Source organism: Herbaspirillum seropedicae (assembly GCF_001040945.1).
Taxonomy (GTDB): domain Bacteria; phylum Pseudomonadota; class Gammaproteobacteria; order Burkholderiales; family Burkholderiaceae_D; genus Herbaspirillum; species Herbaspirillum seropedicae.
Window position 1 is genome coordinate 5,061,401 of the sequence record NZ_CP011930.1, and the last position, 18,749, is coordinate 5,080,149.

An 18,749-nucleotide genomic window follows, 5' to 3' on the forward strand; every position below is an offset into this window, starting at 1 on the left:
GAGGGATAGGACACCGAGGATCGACCAAAAAAAGGGGCGCACAATGCGCCCCCTACTCCATGATCAGATTCGCTCAGTCGGTGTTGGTGACGACCAGATCAAGCGGCCGCATCGACTCTCGCGCACGTCCTCGGCTGACCGGCTTGATGGTCGGCTCGACCGAAAACAGGTGCTCTACGATCTGGTATTCCAGGAAGGCCTCCTTTGCCATCTCGACCGGGATCGATACGGCCTCACTCTCTTCCGCAGTCAGCTTGATCGTATGCGTTCCCGGCCTCAGCTTTATCCGGGCAAAGGTCTTCGGCCCTAACTCTGCATGCAATGCGTCATCCACGAATATCCGCGATTTGATGCTGCGCTGCTGGGAATACGGCCTCGTCACGTACAGATAGCCCCATCCCTCGGGCGCAGGCGCCAATGCCTTGGCCTCATCCTCATGGATATCCTCATGCAGCGGCACCGCTACGCAGGTGCTGGACTGCTGCAAGATCGTGCAGGGCACGCTGTCACGTGCAGGAGCAGCACATGCGGACATCAAGATCGCTGATGCTACCAGCAGCGACACCCGGACAGAACGCCTGGTATCAGTAACCATGGTGATTCCCCTTCAAGGTGGATGACTGCTTGACCCAGAACTTCCAGAACGGCGGGCGCGACGGCGGGCCTGCGGGATTGTCTTCTTCGTCCTTGTCATGGGCCAGCTTGTACAACAGCGGCAGCACCAGCAAGGTGAGCGCGGTGGAGGACAGGATGCCTCCGATCACCACCGTGGCCAGGGGACGCTGCACCTCTGCGCCGGTGCCTGTGGCCAGCGCCATCGGCACAAAGCCCAGCGAGGCCACCAGCGCGGTCATCAAGACCGGACGCAGACGCGTCATCGCGCCCTCATGAATGGCCGCATCCAGCGTACGCCCTTCTTCCCGCAGGCTCCGGATGAAGGAGATCATGACCAGGCCGTTGAGCACCGCAACGCCGGACAGGGCGATGAAGCCCACCGCGGCCGAGATCGACATGGGGATGCCGCGCATGGCCAGCGCCAGAATGCCGCCCGTCAGTGCAAACGGGATGCCGGTGAACACCAGCAGGCCGTCTTTGACATTGCTGAACATCGCAAACAACAGCACGAAGACCATCAGCAAGGCGACCGGGATGACGATCTGCAAGCGCTGCGTGGCCGATTGCAGGTTCTCGAACTGCCCGCCCCAGGTCGTCCAGTAGCCGGCGGGCACCTTGACCGCAGACTGCAGCTGGCGCTCGGCCTCGGCCACGAAACCACCCAGATCGCGCCCGCGCACATTGGCGCTGACCACGATGCGGCGCTTGCCATCCTCGCGGCTGATCTGGTTGGGGCCGGGGGCGATCGTCAGGGATGCGACCTCACCCAGCGGCACATAGCTCACGCGCGTGGCGCCCTCCTGTGGCGGCAGGGCGATCGGCAGCCGTCGGATGGCTTCCAGATCGGTACGGGCCTGATCCGGCAGGCGCACCACGATGCCGAAGCGGCGGTCGCCCTGGAACATCGTGCCGGCTTCCTTGCCGCCGATGGCGGTGGCGACGGTGTCCTGGATGTCAGAGACGTTGAGGCCATATCGGGCCGTCTTCTCACGGTCGATCTCCACCGTCAGCATGGGCAGGCCGGTGGTCTGCTCGATCTTCACCTCGGTGGCGCCGGGGATCTTCTCGAGGACGGCCGATATCTTGCTGGCGGTGTCGTTGAGCACCTTCATGTCGTCACCGAAGACCTTCACCGCCACATCGCTGCGCACGCCGGAGATCAGTTCGTTGAAGCGCAGCTGGATGGGTTGCGAGAACTCGTAGCTGTTGCCGGGGATCTTCGCGACCTCGTCCTGGATCGCCTCCAGCAGCTCCTCGCGGCTCTTCTTCGGTTCGGGCCACTGCTCTTGCGGCTTGAGCATGATGTAGCCATCCGATATGTTGGGCGGCATCGGGTCGGACGCCACTTCGGCCGTGCCGGTGCGGGCGAATACGCGCTCCACTTCGGGGAATTTCTGCTTCAAGGTCTTCTCGATCTGCTTCTGCATCTCCAGCGACTGGCTCAGGCTGGTGCCGGGGATGCGCAGCGCCTGGATCGCCATGTCGCCTTCATTGAGGCTGGGCACGAATTCCGAGCCAAGACGGCTGGCGACGACGCCGCAGACAAGGATCAGCGCGCCGGCAAAGGTGAGGACGACGGGCTTGTTTTCCATGATCGTCTTGAGCATCGGCTCGTACAGACGCTTGGCCCAGAGCATCAAGATGTTCTCTTTCTCGGCGACCTTCTCGCCGATGAACAAGGCGATGGCGGCGGGAATGAAGGTGACCGAGAGGATCATCGCGCCGATCAGGGCAGCCACGACGGTAAAGGCCATCGGCGTGAACATCTTGCCTTCCACGCCGGTGAGCGCAAACATGGGCAGGTACACGATCATGATGATCAGCTGACCGAAGATGAGCGGACGGCGCGCTTCCTTGGCGGCGGCGAACACTTCGTGGAAGCGCTCGCTGCGCGTCAAGGTGCGGCCATGGTGTGCCTGGGCGTGCGCCAGCCGGCGTACGCAATTCTCCACGATCACCACGGCGCCATCGATGATGATCCCGAAATCCAGCGCCCCCAGACTGAGCAGGTTCGCGCTCACCTTGTTGGAGACCATGCCCGTGAACGTGAACAGCATGGCCAGCGGAATCACCATTGCGGTGATGATGGCGGCGCGGATGTTGCCGAGGAAGACGAAGAGCACGGCCACCACCAGCAAGGCGCCTTCGACCAGGTTCTTCTTGACCGTGGCGATGGCCTTGTCGACCAGGACCGTACGGTCATAGACGGTGACGGCTTCGACGCCCTTGGGCAAGCTGCGGTTGATCTCTTCCATCTTCCTGGCGACGGCCTGCGAGACCTTGCGGCTGTTCTCGCCGATCAGCATGAAGACGGTGCCGAGCACGACTTCACGGCCATTCTCGGTGGCCGCACCGGTGCGTAGTTCACGTCCGATCTCGACCTCGGCCACATCGCGTATCCGGATGGGAACGCCTTTGACGTTGGCCAGAACGATGTTGCCGATGTCGTCGATCGAGGCCACCTGGCCCGGCGCACGGATCAGGTACTGCTCGCCACGCCGTTCGATGTAGCCGGCGCCGACGTTGCTGTTGTTCTTTTCCAGCGCCTTGATGATGGTATCCATCGTCATGCCGTAGGAGGCTAGCTTTTCCGCGGACGGTGCGACCAGGTACTCCTTGGCGAAGCCGCCGATGGTGTTGATTTCGGTCACGCCGGGGACCAGGCGCAGTTGCGGCTTGATGACCCAGTCCTGGATTTCCCGCAGGTCCGTCGCGGTATAGGGGGTGCCGTCGGGCTTGCGCGCGTCGTCCCGGCTTTCCACCGTCCACAGGTAGATTTCACCCAGGCCGGTGGAGATCGGTCCCATGCCCGGATCGATGCCCGGTGGCAGCTGGCTCCTGGCCAGCTGGATGCGCTCATTGACCAGCTGGCGGGCGAAGTAGATGTCCGTGCCATCCTTGAAGATGACCGTCACCTGCGATAGGCCGTAGCGGGACAGGGACCGCACCTGCTCCAGGTTGGGCAGGCCGGACATGAGCGTCTCGATCGGATAGCTGATGCGTTGCTCGGCCTCCAGCGGCGAATACCCGGGTGCGGAGGTGTTGATCTGGACCTGCACATTGGTAATGTCGGGCACGGCGTCGATGGGCAGCTTCTGGTAGCTGTAGACGCCATAGGCGCCCATTCCCAGCACCGCCAGCAGGACCAGCCATCGATGCTCGATGGCGAAGCGAATGATGCGTTCAAACATGATTATCGTCTCTCTCGAAGTCGCCGGTCTTAGTGGCTATGTTCGGCGGAACCCTTGCCCAGCTCGGCCTTGATGGCGAAGCTGCCGGTGGCGGCATATTCGTCGCCGGCGTTGAGGCCGGAACGGATTTCCACGAACTTGCCGTTGCTGCGTCCGGTGACGACCTGCTGGGCCGCAAAGCCGCCAGGCACGCGCACGAAGATGACGCTCTTTTCTTCCACGGTCTGCAGCGCCTCCGCGGAAACCGCCACGGGAACCTGCGCCTCGTCCGACACGACCTCGACGTTCACGAACAGACCGGGGCGCCAACTGTCGTCCGGATTGGGCAGGATCACGTGGGCCTTGGCGGTGCGGCTCTGTTCGCCGATCAGGGAGCCGACGTAGGAGATCTTGCCGCTCGCGCTGGCGTCGAAGGCGGTGGCGCGAACGGTGACCTTCTCGCCCGTGCGGACGAACTGCATGTCCTTGGGCGAGACGATGATCTCGGCCCATACGCTGCTGAGGTCCGAAATCAGGAAGGCGTTGGCGTCTTCCTTGACCGCCTCGCCCAGGCCCAGGTGTTTTTCCACAACGACGCCATCAAATGGCGCGCGGATTTCATAACGGTTCAGGCCACCGGAGGATGCCGTCGCGCCGATGGCGCGCAGCTTCTGCTGGGCGTTGCGCACGGCCACTTCGGCTTCACGCAATGCGGCCTGGGCTTGCAGGTAGTCTTGCTCGGCGGAGATCTTCTGTTCCCATAGCTGCTTCTCGCGTTGATAGGCGGTCCTGGCCAGCGCCAGGCGCTGCTCGGCGTTGAGCATTTCAGAGCGCTGCTCCGACACGGCGCTGCTGTTGATCACCGCCAGAACTTGTCCCTTCCTGACTTTCTGGCCCAGCTTGGCCGAGACCGATTCCACGATGCCGGCCACCTGCGGCACGACGTGCGCGGTGCGATCTTCGTTGAAGCGGATCTCGCCCGGCAGTTGCACGCTGCTGTTCAAGATCATGGGGCCAGCGGTCTTCACCTCGATGCCGGCGGTCGCGATCTGCTCAGGGTTCAACGCGATCTTGCCCTCTTCGCTGGAGGGCTCAGCGTCGTGGTGCTCCCCCTCGCCGTGTTCTGCGGCGTCCTTGTGCTCGCTGCCTTTCTCTTCGCCGTGGTGCTCGTTATCCTTGTGGCCGCCCTCCTCCTGGTGTGCGGGGGATTTTTCTGCGCCGGCTGGAGTGCCGGCCTGCATCAGGCTGATCCCCGACAAGATGGCGGCGATGGCGATGATCGCCGCGATGGCGAATTTCTGCTTCCTGGTCATGTTGTGCTCACTCTGTTGAAGGGGTCTCATTGCCGGCCAGACGATCCAGGTCTGCGGCGGCTTGGAATGCGGTAGAAAGCGCTTTCCAGTACTGCGCCTTGGCCTGGAAATAGGTGCGCTGTGCGTCCAGCACATCCAGGTAGGCGAACTTGCCCAGTTCGAATCCTGTGCGCGCGGCCTGGTAAGCGCTTTGTGCGCCGGGGACGATCTCGTTGCGCAAGGCGACGGCTTCTTCCCTGGCGTTGCGCAGGCGCTCGAAGCTCTGGGCGGCCTCGCTCTGCATCTGCACCTCCACGATGGACAGCTCGTCGCGGGCGATGTCGACGCGCTTCAAGGCTTCCAGCTCGTTGCCCTTGTTGCTGTCCAGCACGGGGATGGGAACGGAGAATCCGACCACCCACATGTTTCTGGCATTGGACTCGTCACGCTTGTTACCGAAACTGAGAGTTACGTCCGGTGTGCGCTTGCTGGTCTCTATCCGCGCCAGTGCGCGGCGGCGCTCCACTTCCAGCTGCGCCAGCTGCACCGCCGGACCTGCGGCCACCTTCTCGGTCAGCTGTGCGATTGACGGGAGCGCTGGCAAGCTTTCGACGCCGCCGTCAGTGAGCTGGAATGCATTTCCAACCGAACCCCAGAACGTCGCCAGTTTCTTCTGCGCAAGCAGCACATCGCTGTCGGCCTGATGCAATTCCAGTTGCGCACTGGATTCGGCCACTCTGGCCTTGGTCTGCTCGACCGGCGATATCTTGCCCGCCGTGACGCGACGGCTGGTCATGTCCGCCGAGGTCTTGGCCAGTCCCAGCAACTCCTTGGCCAGACGCTGGCGCTCCATCGCGACCATGACCTCGTAATAGGCCGCGATCACGCCTGCGCGAATCTCAGTGCGCTTGGCGGCGTAGTCCAGCAAGGCCATCTCCCGCGTGCGCTGGGCGGCCTCGATGCGGGCGCTGCGCTTGCCACCGAGTTCAATGGGCTGGGTGAGCTGGTAGGTGGTGGTGCGGCTGGACTTGCGGAAGTCCTCCATCAGGGCCGAGAACTCAGGATTGGGCCGTGCTCCCGCCTGGATGATGGTGGCCTCGACCGCCTCGATTTCCTTGCGGGCGGCGGCCAGGGTCTTGTTCTGCTCGAGCGCCAGGCTGATGGCTGCCGGCAGCGACAGCAAGCGGGGCTCGCTGGCAAGAGACGAGGCGGTGTGGGGTTGGGGGTGTTCCGTGTTTGCAGGCGCAGTGTCCTGCGCATGGCTGACGCCGGCTGCAAGCAGCCCGAGCGCCAGCAAAATGCTGTGCCGATACATCGAATTCTCCGGTGATGAAAAGGGGAATCCGGCGAGAGCGCGTGGGGGTGCGGGTCAGTCTCGCCGAGTCAGGCGGCGAGCAGCCAGTTGGGCTTGTCGGGCCCTTCGGCGATATGGGAGGCGGGATGGTGGACGTAAGCCGGATGCGCCTTTTGCTGAGGAGCCAGCGGAACGGCCACGCTCAAGCGGCAGATCTCCACCGACTTGATGCAGGAAAAATGGCACAGTGAACAGTCAGCGTCGCTAACGCTGGGCGCTGGTTTCTCGGTCCCTGTTGGCGCATCTGCTGTTGCAGACGGATGTTCGTGATGCCCCAGATGGGTCGTGATCCGTTCGCCTTCTTCCTGGCAATACGCCGCCACTGCCGCCCAGGAGAGCTGCATCGGCAACAACAAAGCAAGCAGGACAATCAGTGCGCGCATGGGAAGAAAAGGAGGATGGCTGCCGACCGGGCCGGTCGTTAGCGACGCGCGTGGCGAGCGACATGCCAGTCATCGGCGGCGATTATGCATCATGACAGGCCCACTGTCAGTGCGAAAAATCGTCGGGGTGGATTCTACGGCGAGGCTGCGTACAAAAAGATTGCCCAGTGATTACAGCTTTGTAATGAATGCCGTACGGAAAATGGAAGGCCTGGCCCCATGCCGGCGCTGCCCCCCTGTCATCCCCCCTGTCATCCCTCCTGTCATCCCTCCTGCCTGAGCGGATGCCGGCGGCGGAAATAGTCTTGAATATGCTCCACGCACACCAGCACCTTCTGCGGCACCTGGTCACGGTAGTTGGTGGACAGGAAGGCACAGTAGCCATTGGCCGTCCACTCCGGCAGCACCCGTTGCAGCCGGCCGGCGTCGAGGTCTTCCTGCACCTTGGTCTGCAGCAGCCGCGCCACGCCATGTCCCTGCAAGGTCAACTTGTGCAATGAATGGGTGTGGTTCACCGAGATGCGCGGTGTCAGGCGCATCTGCACCTGCTGTCCGTGGCGGTCACGCAGGCCCAGTTCCATGGTCGACCCCAGCGGCGTAAAGAACATGAACTCATGCCCCATCAGATCCTCGGGCGTGCGGATGGGGGCGGATCGTTGCAGGTAGGCCGGCGCTGCGCACAGCACGGACTCCAGCGGGGCCAGGAACACATCCTCCGGCCCGGGCGCCTTGCCTGCGCGCAAGGCGATATCGACGCCCTTTTCCATCAGGTCGACGTTGTGGTCATTGACGTCGATATTGATGCGTAGTTTGGGATACTGCTGGATGAGACCTTCCAGCGCCGGCACCAGATATTCGGAAGCCATGAAGCTGGAGGTGGCGATACGCAGTTCACCGACCACTTCCTTGTGCAGGTTTTCGGCGGTCTGGCGGGCCTCATTGGCCAGCACGACGATGCGCGCGCAATTGGCATAGAAGGTCTGCCCGGCTTCGGTGAGACTGAGCTTGCGGGTGGTCCGATGCAATAGCGTCATCCCCATGGCGGCTTCGAGGGCGCTGATGTGCTGGCTGACGGAAGAGGAACTCAGCCCCAGCGCGCTGGCCGCCCCGGAGAAGCTGCCCATTTCAACTACCCTGGAAAAGATCACCATGCGCGGCAGGTAATCCATGACATCGTTTTTTATCATTGCGGTTTCGTGATTGCGTTGCGCGAGGCCCCGGACTTCGGGCGCTGCCACCGCAAACCCGCATGCTGTCTTGGCACAGGCCGTTTGGGGGGAATGCCTAGGCCAGGCAAGGATGAGACTCTAGTGCAGATCGGTGCTTTTGATTAGCGGCAAAAAATTAAGAGATGTGTTCAGCAGAACCGTGGAATGGAAGCGATCCTCCCGCCACCGCGAGGGATTGAAATTCCAACTCGACAACTTCTAGAATAAATAAAGAAAGTTGCCGACACCCTTGCCACCGTCCCGCTACAGGAGATTTGATCGATGGAAATCTTCGACGACGTCACGGCCCAGATGGAGGCCATCCGGCTGCCGCTCTATGCGGTCAGCGTCAGCGCTGCCCATGCGGCGGACAGTCCGCTTTATCTCTTCCTCCACTGGCATGGTTTTCAACGCGCCACCCCGCTGCACCTGCCGGGAATATCGATTCCGCCCAGGCCCGTGCCCAGCTCACTGCTGCAGGTGGACGGCCCCTGGTATTCCGATCTGCTGCGCGACGAAGTGGTGCTGCAGCTGGCCTGGCGGCTGGGCGCCTGGGATGTCAGGCGCACCTACGCGCGCGCCTGCAATGAAATCGGTGCGCCGCCCCGAGAGGCGCTGCAATGCCGTCAGGCTTTCGGTGAGGGGGACGAGGATCACCCCGTCACCCTTGACGAGACCCCGCAGGGGCGACGCGATGCGATGCAGCTCGCGGCCCGCCGGGGCTACTGGCGCTGGCTGTTCCATCCGGTCAAGGGCGGCTTGTGGTCGCAGCTGGCGCAGGATGACGAAACCCTGGCCAGCGATGGCGCACGCGCCGGCCCCTGTCCCGTGGCGCCGCTGCCGACCGAGGGGCGCGGGCGGCAGACGGTCTATCGCATGGGGCGCATTACGCGGCTGATCCTGCCGCGCCGACTGTAACAATCAGTTACAAATTGAGTCCGAAGCGGGCCTTGATAAGGCCGCCAGTGAGACCTATTTCCTGCATCGCCGAATTTGCAAGGCCGGGATCGCCAGATCCCTGATTCTCTTTTCTTCACGTGACATTGACCATTCTGGAGATTGAACATGAAACTTCGTCCCCTTTATGACCGAGTGATCGTCAAGCGAATCGAACATCAGCGCCAGACCGCCTCGGGCATCGTCATTCCCGACAGCGCCACCGAAAAGCCCGAGCAGGGCGAAGTGCTGGCCGTGGGCAATGGCCGCGTGCTGCCCGACGGCAGCCTGCGCGCCCTGCAGCTCAAGGTCGGTGACCTGGTGCTCTTTGGCAAGTACGCCGGGCAGACCGTCAAGCTCGATGGCGAGGAACTGCTGGTCCTGCGCGAGGAAGACATCTTCGGTGTCTTCGAGCCTGCTGCTGCGCAGGACAAGAAAGCCGCCTGACGCGGCGCATTCCCGATCCTCCCATTCCCTAGTTCGTGGAGACCTAACATGAGTGCGAAACAAGTGAAGTTTCATGACACTGCCCGCGCCCGCATCGTCAAGGGCGTCAACGTGCTGGCCGACGCCGTCAAGGTGACGCTCGGCCCCAAGGGCCGCAACGTGCTGCTGGACCGCAGCTTCGGTGCACCGGTGATCACCAAGGACGGCGTCTCGGTGGCCAAGGAAATCGAATTGAAGGACCGCCTGGAAAACATGGGCGCCCAGGTCGTCAAGCAGGTCGCCTCCAAGACCGCTGACGTGGCCGGCGACGGCACCACCACGGCCACGGTGCTGGCGCAGTCCATCGTGCAGGAAGGCATGAAGTATGTCGCCGCCGGCATGAATCCCATGGACCTCAAGCGCGGCATCGACAAGGCCGTGACCGCCGCCATCGATGAGCTCAGGAAGATCTCCCGCCCCATCACCACCAACAAGGAAATCGCGCAGGTCGGCGCGATCTCGGCCAATTCGGACGAGGCCATCGGCAACATCATCGCCCAGGCCATGGACAAGGTCGGCAAGGAAGGCGTGATCACGGTGGAAGACGGCAAGTCGCTGGAGAACGAGCTCGACGTGGTCGAAGGCATGCAGTTCGACCGGGGTTACCTGTCGCCCTACTTCATCAATGATCCGGACAAGCAGCTGTGCCAGCTCGATGATCCGCTGGTGCTGCTGTATGACAAGAAGATCTCCAGCATCCGCGAACTGCTGCCGGTGCTGGAGATGACGGCCAAGGCCGGCAAGCCGCTCTTCATCGTGGCCGAGGATATCGATGGCGAAGCATTGGCCACCCTGGTAGTGAACTCGGTGCGTGGCGTGCTGAAGGTGGCTGCGGTGAAGGCCCCCGGCTTCGGCGACCGCCGCAAGGCCATGCTGGAAGACCTGGCCGTGCTCACTGGCGGCACCGTCATCTCCGAAGAAACCGGCAAGAGCCTGGAGAAGACCGCGCTGGAAGACCTGGGCAGCGCCAAGCGCGTCGAGGTGCGCAAGGACAGCACCACCGTCATCGATGGCGCAGGCGCCCAGGACAAGATCGATGCACGCGTCAAGGCGATCCAGGCCCAGATCGAGGAAACCACCAGCGACTACGACCGCGAGAAGCTGCAGGAACGCGTGGCCAAGCTGGCCGGCGGCGTGGCCGTGATCAAGATCGGTGCGGCCACCGAAGTGGAAATGAAGGAAAAGAAGGACCGTGTCGACGACGCCCTGCATGCCACCCGGGCGGCGGTGGAAGAAGGTATCGTGCCTGGTGGCGGCGTGGCGCTGCTGCGCGCGCGTGCGGCCATCAGCAAGCTGGAAGGCGCCAATGCCGACCAGAACGCCGGCATCCAGATCGTCCTGCGCGCCCTGGAAGCGCCGCTGCGCGTGATCGCCGCCAATGCCGGCGACGAGCCTTCGGTGGTGGTGGCCAAGGTGTATTCCGGCAAGGGCAACTTCGGCTATAACGCCGCCAATGGCGAGTACGGCGACATGGTTGAACTGGGCGTGGTCGACCCCACCAAGGTCACCCGCACCGCCTTGCAGAATGCGGCCTCGGTGGCGTCCTTGATCCTGACTACGGATGCGACCGTGGCCGAGGCGCCGGCGGAGGAGAAAGAAGCCAGCCCTGCTGCCGCCGCCCTGGATATGTGAACCGGGGGTGTGATCCGGATAGATCGCACCGTTGATGAGGAAAAAACTGACGCCCGCGTAATGCGGGCGTTTTTTTCGGATGGCGCGTATCCCTTCCTGATCGGGAATCCCTACGCGGCTACCCGCTCAAGTTCACCGAGCTTGCGCAGCCAATCCTCCCGATAGGCCGCCAGCCCGCGCAGCGCAAGCGGCTCGGCCGGCAACAATGCGGGCAGCGTGGCAGTTTCCGGAGCGCGCTCCCATCGATCCAGCAGCCACCCGCCCAGGGTCGTCCCACTAGCATCGCTGGAGCGATAGACCGTGCGCGAGACCAGCGCCGCCAATAGCGCTGCGAAGTGCGGATTGGCCGTAAAGCTGCCTTCGACGACGATCTCGCCCGGAGCGTCCAGCGCATCCAGGCAATACGCGGTCATCAGCGCGCAGTACAGCGTGGCCAGGGCATAGCGGCTGCCGGGCTGCTGCGGCGCCTGGCCGACGATGCTGCCGCGGCGTCCGGCAAACGGGCCGCCGCATTCCGAAAAGCAAGGCAAGGCAAAGACCTGCGCATCGATCAGGGCCTGCAATTGCTCAGCGCTGCAGGGGAGATCATCACCGGCAATCTGTGCGAATTCCCGTCCTCCCATGAAGCGCATGCAGGCCACTGGTGCGCCCAGCACGTTGACGTTGGCGAGCATGTCGGCCTCTTCCCGTAGGCCGCTCACGCACCCATCGAGCGCGGCGGCGATGAGCCAGGTGCCGCTGGAGAGCACGATGCGCGGCCCGCCGCCAGTGCCGCGCAGATAGCGCAGCAAGGAGGCATTGCTGTCATGCACGCCGCACAGGACGGCGCAATCGGCAGGCAGGCCGGTGCGCTGCGCCAGCTCGGGACGCAAGGGCCCCAGCCTCTCCCAGGCCGCACGCAAGGGCGGCATCAGCGGTGTCCAGTTGCATTGCGCCAGCAGCGAGGAATAGCACTGCTGTCCCGGCTGCCACAGGTCGGTATGGCAACCCAGCGAACTGAGCTCGCCCGCGGCCACCCCCGAAAGCCGCCAGGACCAGTATTGCGGATACATCAGCAGATAACGGGCGCGGGCGAAGGCGTCCGGATAGCGCTGCGACTGCCAGTAGAGCTGCCGGCCCAGGTTCAAGCCCATCCCCAGCAGCGGCGAGGCACTCTGCGCGAAGGGCGGGCGCAGCGATTCGTAGGGACGATGCGCGGGCGGCAGCGCAAAGTCGTGTTCGTAATCCGCCACCGGCAGCACGAGGCCCGCCTCATCCACCAGCGCCGCCGTCGCCCCATGGGTGACCGGGACGATGGCGCGGATGCGCCATTGGCGCGCCAGGGCGGCGAGATTCTCCAGCAGCCAGGCCTCGATGGCGGCCACGTCGTGGTGCGGATAGGGACCGTCCTGGCGCGGCTGGTTGGGACGACGTCGCACGGCCAGCTCTTGCCCGTGCTCATCGACCAGGGTCAGCTTGATGTTGGTCTTGCCGATGTCGAAGACAGCAATGGCGGCGACGGCGGCGGCGACGGCGCTCGAGGCGTTATGGGTGGCGGCTTGCATCATGGCAGATGGAACATCGGGATCAGGGGCTGCGTCAGCGGTTGATGGTTGCGCGAGGTCTCCATCAGGTCGGCCATCGAGGTCCACCAGCGCTGCATCAGGGGATTGAGCGGCAGGCTGTCCATGCAATGCTCCGGCGTTCTGCGCAGCACCGCGAAGAGCTTGCCGCTGTCGGCATCGAGGAAGATGCTGTAGTCGCGCACGCCGGCCTGGTGCAGCAGCACGGCCAGTTCCGGCCACAAGGCGTCATGCCGGGCGCGATACTGCTCGGCGCAGCCAGGGCGCAGCTGCATGGTGAAGGCGATCTGCTCCATCAGCGTCCTGCCCCCTGCCGGCCGCGCAGCAGGCGCGGTATCGCAATGGTGGCCAGCAGCAGCGCGCCGACCACGATGGTCATGATGATGCCAGGGATATTGGCCAGCGCCAGCCCATAGGTGAGCATGCCCATGACCAGCACCGACAGCATCACGCCGCCGATGCTGCCCGTGCCGCCGGCAATGCTCACGCCGCCCAGGATGACCACCGTGATGATCTCCAGCTCCCAGCCCATGGCGATGTTCGGACGGGTGCTGCCGATGCGTCCGGTCAGGAAGAAGGCCGCCAGGCCCGCCATCGCACCGGTCAGCACGAACAGCGCCAAGCGGTAGCGGTCCACCGCCACGCCGGAGAAACGCGCCGCCACGGGATTATTGCCGATGGCATAGAGACGGCGGCCCCAGCGGGTGACGTGCAGCAGCACGGCGAACACCACGGCGGCCAGCAGCCAGACCACGAAGGGGCGCGGCAGGACATCGAAGAAGTAACCCTGGCCCCAGTCGCCCAGCACCTCCGGGTATTGGGTAAAGGCCTGGTCGCCCAGCACCACGCTGGCCAGTCCACGGAAGAGCGACATCGAGCCGATGGTCACCACGATGGACGGCAGGCCCAGGCGCGTGACCAGCGCGCCATTGAGCAGGCCGCAGGCGGTGCCGGTGGCGATGGCCACCAGCAGCAGCCCCAGCGGCGGCACGCCGGCCTGGTTGGCCAGGCCCATGGCCACCGAGGCCAGCGCGATGATGGCCGAGACCGAGATGTCGATCTCGCGGCAGATGATCAGCAAGGCCATCGGCAAGGCGATCATGGCCTTCTCGCTGAAGTTGAAGGTGCTGTCGGCGAGATTGTAGGGATCGAAGAAATGCGGCAGCAGCAGGCCATTGACCGCGCACACCAGCACCAGCAGGATGGCCAGCAAGGCCTCCCAGTGGCGCAGCAGGTCGCGGGGCTGGAAGCGCGCCTTCTCGTCGATGCGATAACGGGACCGTGGCGGGGACGCCGGCTCGTTCATGCTGCTCATGCTGCTCATGCTCTACTCCCGGTAATGACGGACTTCTGCCCGTGCAAGGGCAGGATCTGCTTGCGGCGGCCCTGCTTGCCGCGGGCATTGAGCACCACGGCGCAGAGGATGACCAGGCCGGTCAGGGCGCTCTGCCAGAAGGGCGAGATGCGCATGATCGGCAGCGCATTGTTGATCACCGACAGGAACAGCGCGCCCAGCACGGCTCCGCTGACCTGGCCGACGCCGCCGGCGATGCTCACGCCGCCGATCACGCAGGCGGCGATCACGGTGAGTTCGAACCCGTAGGCGATCTCGGTATAGGCCACCGCATAGCGCGCCACCCACAGATAACCGGCCAGCCCCGCCATGGCGCCGGAGAGGCCATAGGTCCACAGCAAGCGTCCACGGCTGGCAATGCCGACATAGGCCGCTGCGGCGGGATCGTTGCCGATGGCGTAGAGGTCGCGGCCAAAGCGCGTATGGCGCGCCAGGAACCAGATCGCCACCACCGCCAGCGCGCCCAGCCAGACCAGGTGCGTCAGGCCGCCCAGCCGCGCCAGCGGGAAGGCGATGAAATCGGCCGGCATGTTGCGCGAAGACACCCACGCGCCGCCCGAGAGCACGAACACCATGCCGCGATAGACGCTCATGCTGCCCAGCGTCACCACGATGGGCGGCAACTCCAGGTAGCCGATCAGCCAGCCATTGAGCAGTCCCAGCATCAAGCCGATCAGCACCGCCATGAGGATGAACACGCCCACCGGCAGCGCCGGGAAATGCATCGCCAGCAGCGCCGACATCATGCCCGACAGCGCCAGGTTGGAAGCCACCGACAGGTCGATGCCGCGGGTGAGGATCACCAGCATCTGCGCCAGCGCCAGCATGATGGTGATGGCGCTGTCGGTGAGCAGGTTGTCCATGCTCTGCGCACTGAGGAACACCGGTGCGCGCACGCCCACCAGCAAGATCAGCACCACCGTCAGCAGCGCCAGCAGGGGTTCGCGGCGCTGCCATAGCGGTTCTCCGGCCTCGCGGCCGGGGGCGCTGGAAGCGCGCAGGGAAGTCAGGAAATTCAATGCCATGTGGCCTCTCCGGCAAGGGTTGCGGTTGCAGCGTCGGCGTGCAGGCCGCCCGAGGCAGCGGCGGCCAGCGCCTCGGCGCTGGCTTCGGCGCGGCTGAAGACCTGTTGCACGCGGCCCTGGTGCATGACCACGATGCGGTCCGACATGCCCATCACCTCCGGCAGTTCCGAAGACACCAGGATCACCGCCAGGCCCTGCGCCACCAGTTCGCCGATGAAGCGATGCACGGCGGCCTTGGAGCCGATGTCGATGCCCTTGGTCGGCTCATCCAGGATCAGCACGCGCGGCTGCGTGGCCAACCACTTGGCCAGCACTACCTTCTGCTGGTTGCCGCCCGAGAGCTGCGCCACATGCTGGTGGAAATGGCTGGCCTTGAGTTCGAGCTGTTCGCACAGGCGGCGGGCGATGTCGATCTCGCGGCGGCGATGACGACGCAGGAAGAAGCCGATGCCAGGCAGCACCGGCAAGGTGATGTTCTGGAAGATCGGCAGGGACAGCAAGGCGCCCTGGCGCTGGCGGTCTTCCGGGACATAGGCCAGGCCATGGGCGATGGCCTGGGCGGGCGAGCACAGCTTGACCTCGCGGCCATCGATCCAGACGGCGCCCTGCGCCTCGGGTGACAGCCCGAACAGCGCATGCATGACCTCCGAGCGCCCGGCCCCGACCAGTCCATAGAAGCCCAGGATCTCGCCAGGCCGCACGGCAAAGCTGACGTCATCGAATTCGCTGGGGTGGGACAAGTGCTTGACCTCCAGCACCGGCGCGGTCTGGTCCTCGGTGTTGCTGGCGGCGCGGCTGAACACCTGGCCGACCTCGCGTCCCACCATCAGGGCCACCAGTTGCTGCTCGGTGATGTCGGCCAGTTCGCCGCTGGCGATGAAGCGGCCATCGCGCAGCACCGTATAGCGGTCGGCCACGGCATAGATCTCGTCGAACTTGTGGGAGATGAAGATGACCGCCGTGCCAGCGCGACGCAGTTGCCCGATGATCCGGTACAGCTCGCCGATCTCGTGGTGCGACAGCGCAGCGGTGGGTTCGTCCATGATCACCACTTGCGCCTGTTGCGACAGGGCCCGTGCGATCTCCACGAAATGGCGCTGCGCCACGCTCAGGTCCTTGACCCGCGCGCGCACCGGCAGGTCCACTTCGAGACGGGCGAACAAGGCGCGCGCCTCGTCCTCCATGCGCCGCCAGTCTATGCGCCGGGGCGTGCCGCACAGCGGCTGGCGACCGATCCAGATGTTCTCGGCCACGCTCAGTTCCTCGAACATCACGGTCTCCTGATGCACAGCGGTGATGCCGCCGCGCATCGCATCCTGGGCGCTGGCAAAGCGCACTTCGCGCCCACCCAGGTGGATGCTGCCTTCGTCGGGCTGATGAATGCCGGTGAGGATCTTGACCAGCGTGGACTTGCCCGCGCCATTCTCGCCCAGCAGCGCCATGACTTCACCGGGGCGCACCGTGAAGCCGACATCCTGCAGCGCTACCACGCCCTGGAAGCGTTTGCCGATGCCGGACAAGGACAGCACCGGCGCGGTGCTGTCATCAGCGACGGCGCGCATGGCGCTGCGCGCAGGCGCCTGGGGAGGATGCAATGCAGTCCCTGGGATGGACATGACGTGACTAGACATGAATAGACCGTGAGCGTAAGCAGAGGAAGAAAGGAGCGCCGGGCGCTCCCGCTGGCGGCGGATCGTCAGAAGATCTTGGCGAATTTGTCCACGTTGCTGGCGTCGTAGGTAAAGGGCGGCGCCAGGGCTGCCTCGCCTGCGGCGTCCAGCTTGATGCTGCCCATGCGTCCCACGGCAATGCTCTCGCCTTCCTTGCCCTGGGCCTTGCCCTTGACGAACTGGTAGGCGGCATAGGTCGCGGCGTAGCCGAGGTCGATCGGATTCCAGATGGCGAAGCTCTTGACCGCGCCGCTCTTGACGTGGCCTGCCATCTCCGAGGGCAGGCCCAGGCCGGTCACGTAGACCTTGCCGACCAGCTTCTCATCGACCACCGCCTTGCCGGCCGCATTGATGCCCACGGTGGTCGGCGCGATGATGGCCTTGAGGCCAGGATGGCTGCGCAACAGGCCAATGGCTTCGCGATAGCTCTTGTCGGACTGGTCGTCGCCATAGACGGTGGCCACCAGCTTCATGCGCGAGAACTCGGGACGGGCCAGCGCCTTCTTCATCTCGCCGATCCAGATGTTCTGGTTGGTGGCCTGCGCGGTGGCCGACAGGATCGCCACGTCACCCGCGCCGCCGATGGCCTCAGCGGCCATCTGGATCTGCTTCAGACCAATGAGCTCGGCATTGGAGGGATTGAGCTGCATCAGGCGGCCGCCCTTGGCGATGCCGCTGTCGAAGGACAGCACCTTCACGCCACGCTGCATGGCGCGCTTGGTGATGGGCACCAGCGCATTGGCGTCGTTGGCCGAGATGACGATGGCGTCGACCTTCTGGCTGATCAGGGAATTGACGATCTCGATCTGCCCTTCGGCGGTCGGTGTGGTCGGGCCGGTATAGATGACCTCCACATCACCCAGTTCGCGCGCGGCTTCCTTGGCGCCTTCATGGGCGGCGTCGAAGAAGCCGTTGCCCAGGCTCTTGACCACCATGGCGATACGTACCTTCTCGGCCGCATGGGCGGGGGCGGCGGCGATCAGACCGATGGCGCCGGCGGCCAGGGCCAGCAACGCTGCGCGTAAAGGCCGTGCGGCCGCATTGAACGTGTTGCGGGTCATGTCTTGTCTCCTTGTTGGATGAGTAAGTTGCGGCCCTGTCTGCGCAGGCGCCGTGTTGCAATCAAGCTGCGATGTGCTTGTTACGGATGAAGCTCAGCCGACCAGGGCCAGCCGTTCGTGCTCGGGCGCCACCGTGACGACCTTCACCCCGGCCTGCTCCATCATCTGCGCGGCAGCGTCCGAGATGCCGGTGTCGGTGACCAGGCAGTTCACCCGGTTCAGGCCGCACAGGATCAGGCCGGCCTTGCGCGAGAACTTGCTGCTGTCGGCCAGCACCACCAGCTGTTCGGCCTGGCCCAGCAAGCGCTTCTCGGCCTGGATCAGCAAGGGATCGGCTTCCATCAGGCCCAGCATCGACACGCCGTAGATGCCCATGAACATCTTGCTGGCGTAGTGATGCTGGGTGATGTCGTTCTCGAAGGGACTGAGGATGACGTTCTGCTCACGATAGATCTGGCCACCCGGAACGATGATCTGGTTCTCGCTGGTGGTGAGCAGGCGCTCGGCCATCAGGAAGGAATTGGTCAGGATCTTCAGGCGCTTCTGGGCCAGGTACTCGGCCATCAGGAAGGTGGTGGTGCCGCCATTGATGATGATGGTCTCACCGTTGTCGCACATCTCGGCTGCATGGCGGGCGATGGCGCGCTTCTGCGCCGGCTGCCGCGCCAGGCTGGCCTGGAAGGTCTCGCCGGAGAGCGCAAAGGCGCTGCGCTTCTGGGCCAGGCGCTCGGCCCCGCCACGGGTGCGGGTGAGCATGTCGCGCTCGGCCAGCCAGGCGATATCACGCCGCACCGTTGCCGCCGAGGCATTGAGCAAGTGGCAGAACTGCTCGACGGTGAGCGCCGTATGCTCGCCCAGGAGCGAAAGCAGGCGCTTGCGGCGATTGTGATTGATCATCTCTGTCTCCATGATGATTGCCGGCAACCCTGGTCTTGGCCAGGCGCCTTGTCCGGCGTTTTTCGTTATGGAGCAAGACTAAGCGATCGCCAAAAAGCAAGTCA

The 18,749-nt window shown here is 64.3% G+C and carries 16 protein-coding genes; 3 read left to right on the forward strand and 13 right to left on the reverse strand.

What is annotated here, in order from left to right; genetic code table 11:
- Positions 1 to 73: 73 nt before the first annotated feature.
- The 6 genes from ACP92_RS22105 to ACP92_RS22130 all read right to left on the reverse strand — a co-directional run bounded on the left by ACP92_RS22105 (position 74) and on the right by ACP92_RS22130 (position 8,001).
- The gene (locus tag ACP92_RS22105) at positions 74 to 595 is read right to left on the reverse strand and encodes a DUF2846 domain-containing protein (protein ID WP_013236352.1); all 522 of its coding nucleotides are present in this window, start codon (positions 593 to 595) and stop codon (positions 74 to 76) included.
- Positions 585 to 3,806 carry a CusA/CzcA family heavy metal efflux RND transporter gene (locus tag ACP92_RS22110; protein ID WP_013236353.1) on the reverse strand — a complete coding sequence of 1,074 codons (3,222 nt, stop codon included), beginning with the start codon at positions 3,804 to 3,806 and terminating at the stop codon, positions 585 to 587. The genes ACP92_RS22105 and ACP92_RS22110 overlap by 11 nt, the downstream gene beginning before the upstream one ends.
- 29 nt (positions 3,807 to 3,835) lie before the next feature.
- The gene (locus ACP92_RS22115; protein ID WP_041311327.1) at positions 3,836 to 5,098 is read right to left on the reverse strand and encodes an efflux RND transporter periplasmic adaptor subunit; all 1,263 of its coding nucleotides are present in this window, start codon (positions 5,096 to 5,098) and stop codon (positions 3,836 to 3,838) included.
- Positions 5,099 to 5,105: 7 nt separating this feature from the next.
- The gene (locus ACP92_RS22120; RefSeq protein ID WP_013236355.1) at positions 5,106 to 6,392 is read right to left on the reverse strand and encodes a TolC family protein; all 1,287 of its coding nucleotides are present in this window, start codon (positions 6,390 to 6,392) and stop codon (positions 5,106 to 5,108) included.
- A 68-nt stretch (positions 6,393 to 6,460) separates the two neighbouring features.
- Positions 6,461 to 6,814 (reverse strand): hypothetical protein, encoded by a 354-nt coding sequence (locus ACP92_RS24445; protein ID WP_013236356.1) that lies wholly within the window; start codon positions 6,812 to 6,814, stop codon positions 6,461 to 6,463.
- 263 nt (positions 6,815 to 7,077) lie between these two features.
- Positions 7,078 to 8,001, reverse strand: coding sequence for a LysR family transcriptional regulator (locus ACP92_RS22130; protein ID WP_013236357.1), 924 nt, complete (start codon positions 7,999 to 8,001; stop codon positions 7,078 to 7,080).
- A gap of 303 nt (positions 8,002 to 8,304) precedes the next feature.
- Here ACP92_RS22130 and ACP92_RS22135 point away from each other — a divergent pair, with 303 nt between their 5' ends.
- From ACP92_RS22135 to groL, 3 genes are all read left to right on the forward strand, one after another.
- Positions 8,305 to 8,940 (forward strand): hypothetical protein, encoded by a 636-nt coding sequence (locus ACP92_RS22135; protein WP_013236358.1) that lies wholly within the window; start codon positions 8,305 to 8,307, stop codon positions 8,938 to 8,940.
- A 147-nt stretch (positions 8,941 to 9,087) separates the two neighbouring features.
- Entirely contained in the window at positions 9,088 to 9,405 is a 318-nt protein-coding gene (locus ACP92_RS22140) for a co-chaperone GroES (protein WP_013236359.1), read from the forward strand.
- A gap of 48 nt (positions 9,406 to 9,453) precedes the next feature.
- Positions 9,454 to 11,076: a chaperonin GroEL gene (groL, locus tag ACP92_RS22145; protein WP_013236360.1), complete on the forward strand. Its 1,623-nt coding sequence runs from the start codon at positions 9,454 to 9,456 to the stop codon at positions 11,074 to 11,076.
- Between the two features lie 110 nt (positions 11,077 to 11,186).
- On the opposite strand, the gene ACP92_RS22150 is transcribed toward groL, so the two are convergent.
- From ACP92_RS22150 to ACP92_RS22180, 7 genes are all read right to left on the reverse strand, one after another.
- Positions 11,187 to 12,623, reverse strand: coding sequence for an FGGY-family carbohydrate kinase (locus tag ACP92_RS22150; RefSeq protein ID WP_013236361.1), 1,437 nt, complete (start codon positions 12,621 to 12,623; stop codon positions 11,187 to 11,189).
- Positions 12,620 to 12,934, reverse strand: coding sequence for an L-rhamnose mutarotase (locus ACP92_RS22155; RefSeq protein ID WP_013236362.1), 315 nt, complete (start codon positions 12,932 to 12,934; stop codon positions 12,620 to 12,622). Before ACP92_RS22155 ends, ACP92_RS22150 begins: the two co-directional genes overlap by 4 nt.
- Positions 12,934 to 13,962, reverse strand: a complete 1,029-nt coding sequence (locus ACP92_RS22160) for an ABC transporter permease (protein ID WP_013236363.1) — start codon at positions 13,960 to 13,962, stop codon at positions 12,934 to 12,936. Before ACP92_RS22160 ends, ACP92_RS22155 begins: the two co-directional genes overlap by 1 nt.
- The gene (locus ACP92_RS22165) at positions 13,959 to 15,017 is read right to left on the reverse strand and encodes an ABC transporter permease (RefSeq protein ID WP_013236364.1); all 1,059 of its coding nucleotides are present in this window, start codon (positions 15,015 to 15,017) and stop codon (positions 13,959 to 13,961) included. The genes ACP92_RS22160 and ACP92_RS22165 overlap by 4 nt, the downstream gene beginning before the upstream one ends.
- Entirely contained in the window at positions 15,008 to 16,648 is a 1,641-nt protein-coding gene (locus ACP92_RS22170) for a sugar ABC transporter ATP-binding protein (RefSeq protein WP_013236365.1), read from the reverse strand. The genes ACP92_RS22165 and ACP92_RS22170 overlap by 10 nt, the downstream gene beginning before the upstream one ends.
- A 65-nt stretch (positions 16,649 to 16,713) precedes the next feature.
- Positions 16,714 to 17,748, reverse strand: a complete 1,035-nt coding sequence (rhaS, locus tag ACP92_RS22175; RefSeq protein ID WP_013236366.1) for a rhamnose ABC transporter substrate-binding protein — start codon at positions 17,746 to 17,748, stop codon at positions 16,714 to 16,716.
- 93 nt (positions 17,749 to 17,841) lie between these two features.
- Positions 17,842 to 18,645 carry a DeoR/GlpR family DNA-binding transcription regulator gene (locus ACP92_RS22180; protein ID WP_013236367.1) on the reverse strand — a complete coding sequence of 268 codons (804 nt, stop codon included), beginning with the start codon at positions 18,643 to 18,645 and terminating at the stop codon, positions 17,842 to 17,844.
- Positions 18,646 to 18,749: the final 104 nt, after the last annotated feature.

Excerpts from the sequence above, each read along its gene's own strand:
- ACP92_RS22105 (WP_013236352.1), bottom strand. The coding sequence starts at position 595 with ATGGTTACTGATACCAGGCGTTCTGTCCGGGTGTCGCTGCTGGTAGCA.
- ACP92_RS22110 (WP_013236353.1), bottom strand. The coding sequence starts at position 3,806 with ATGTTTGAACGCATCATTCGCTTCGCCATCGAGCATCGATGGCTGGTC.
- ACP92_RS22115 (WP_041311327.1), bottom strand. The coding sequence starts at position 5,098 with ATGACCAGGAAGCAGAAATTCGCCATCGCGGCGATCATCGCCATCGCC.
- ACP92_RS22120 (WP_013236355.1), bottom strand. The coding sequence starts at position 6,392 with ATGTATCGGCACAGCATTTTGCTGGCGCTCGGGCTGCTTGCAGCCGGC.
- ACP92_RS24445 (WP_013236356.1), bottom strand. The coding sequence starts at position 6,814 with ATGCGCGCACTGATTGTCCTGCTTGCTTTGTTGTTGCCGATGCAGCTC.
- ACP92_RS22130 (WP_013236357.1), bottom strand. The coding sequence starts at position 8,001 with ATGATAAAAAACGATGTCATGGATTACCTGCCGCGCATGGTGATCTTT.
- ACP92_RS22135 (WP_013236358.1), top strand. The coding sequence starts at position 8,305 with ATGGAAATCTTCGACGACGTCACGGCCCAGATGGAGGCCATCCGGCTG.
- ACP92_RS22140 (WP_013236359.1), top strand. The coding sequence starts at position 9,088 with ATGAAACTTCGTCCCCTTTATGACCGAGTGATCGTCAAGCGAATCGAA.
- groL (WP_013236360.1), top strand. The coding sequence starts at position 9,454 with ATGAGTGCGAAACAAGTGAAGTTTCATGACACTGCCCGCGCCCGCATC.
- ACP92_RS22150 (WP_013236361.1), bottom strand. The coding sequence starts at position 12,623 with ATGATGCAAGCCGCCACCCATAACGCCTCGAGCGCCGTCGCCGCCGCC.
- ACP92_RS22155 (WP_013236362.1), bottom strand. The coding sequence starts at position 12,934 with ATGGAGCAGATCGCCTTCACCATGCAGCTGCGCCCTGGCTGCGCCGAG.
- ACP92_RS22160 (WP_013236363.1), bottom strand. The coding sequence starts at position 13,962 with ATGAGCAGCATGAGCAGCATGAACGAGCCGGCGTCCCCGCCACGGTCC.
- ACP92_RS22165 (WP_013236364.1), bottom strand. The coding sequence starts at position 15,017 with ATGGCATTGAATTTCCTGACTTCCCTGCGCGCTTCCAGCGCCCCCGGC.
- ACP92_RS22170 (WP_013236365.1), bottom strand. The coding sequence starts at position 16,648 with ATGTCTAGTCACGTCATGTCCATCCCAGGGACTGCATTGCATCCTCCC.
- rhaS (WP_013236366.1), bottom strand. The coding sequence starts at position 17,748 with ATGACCCGCAACACGTTCAATGCGGCCGCACGGCCTTTACGCGCAGCG.
- ACP92_RS22180 (WP_013236367.1), bottom strand. The coding sequence starts at position 18,645 with ATGATCAATCACAATCGCCGCAAGCGCCTGCTTTCGCTCCTGGGCGAG.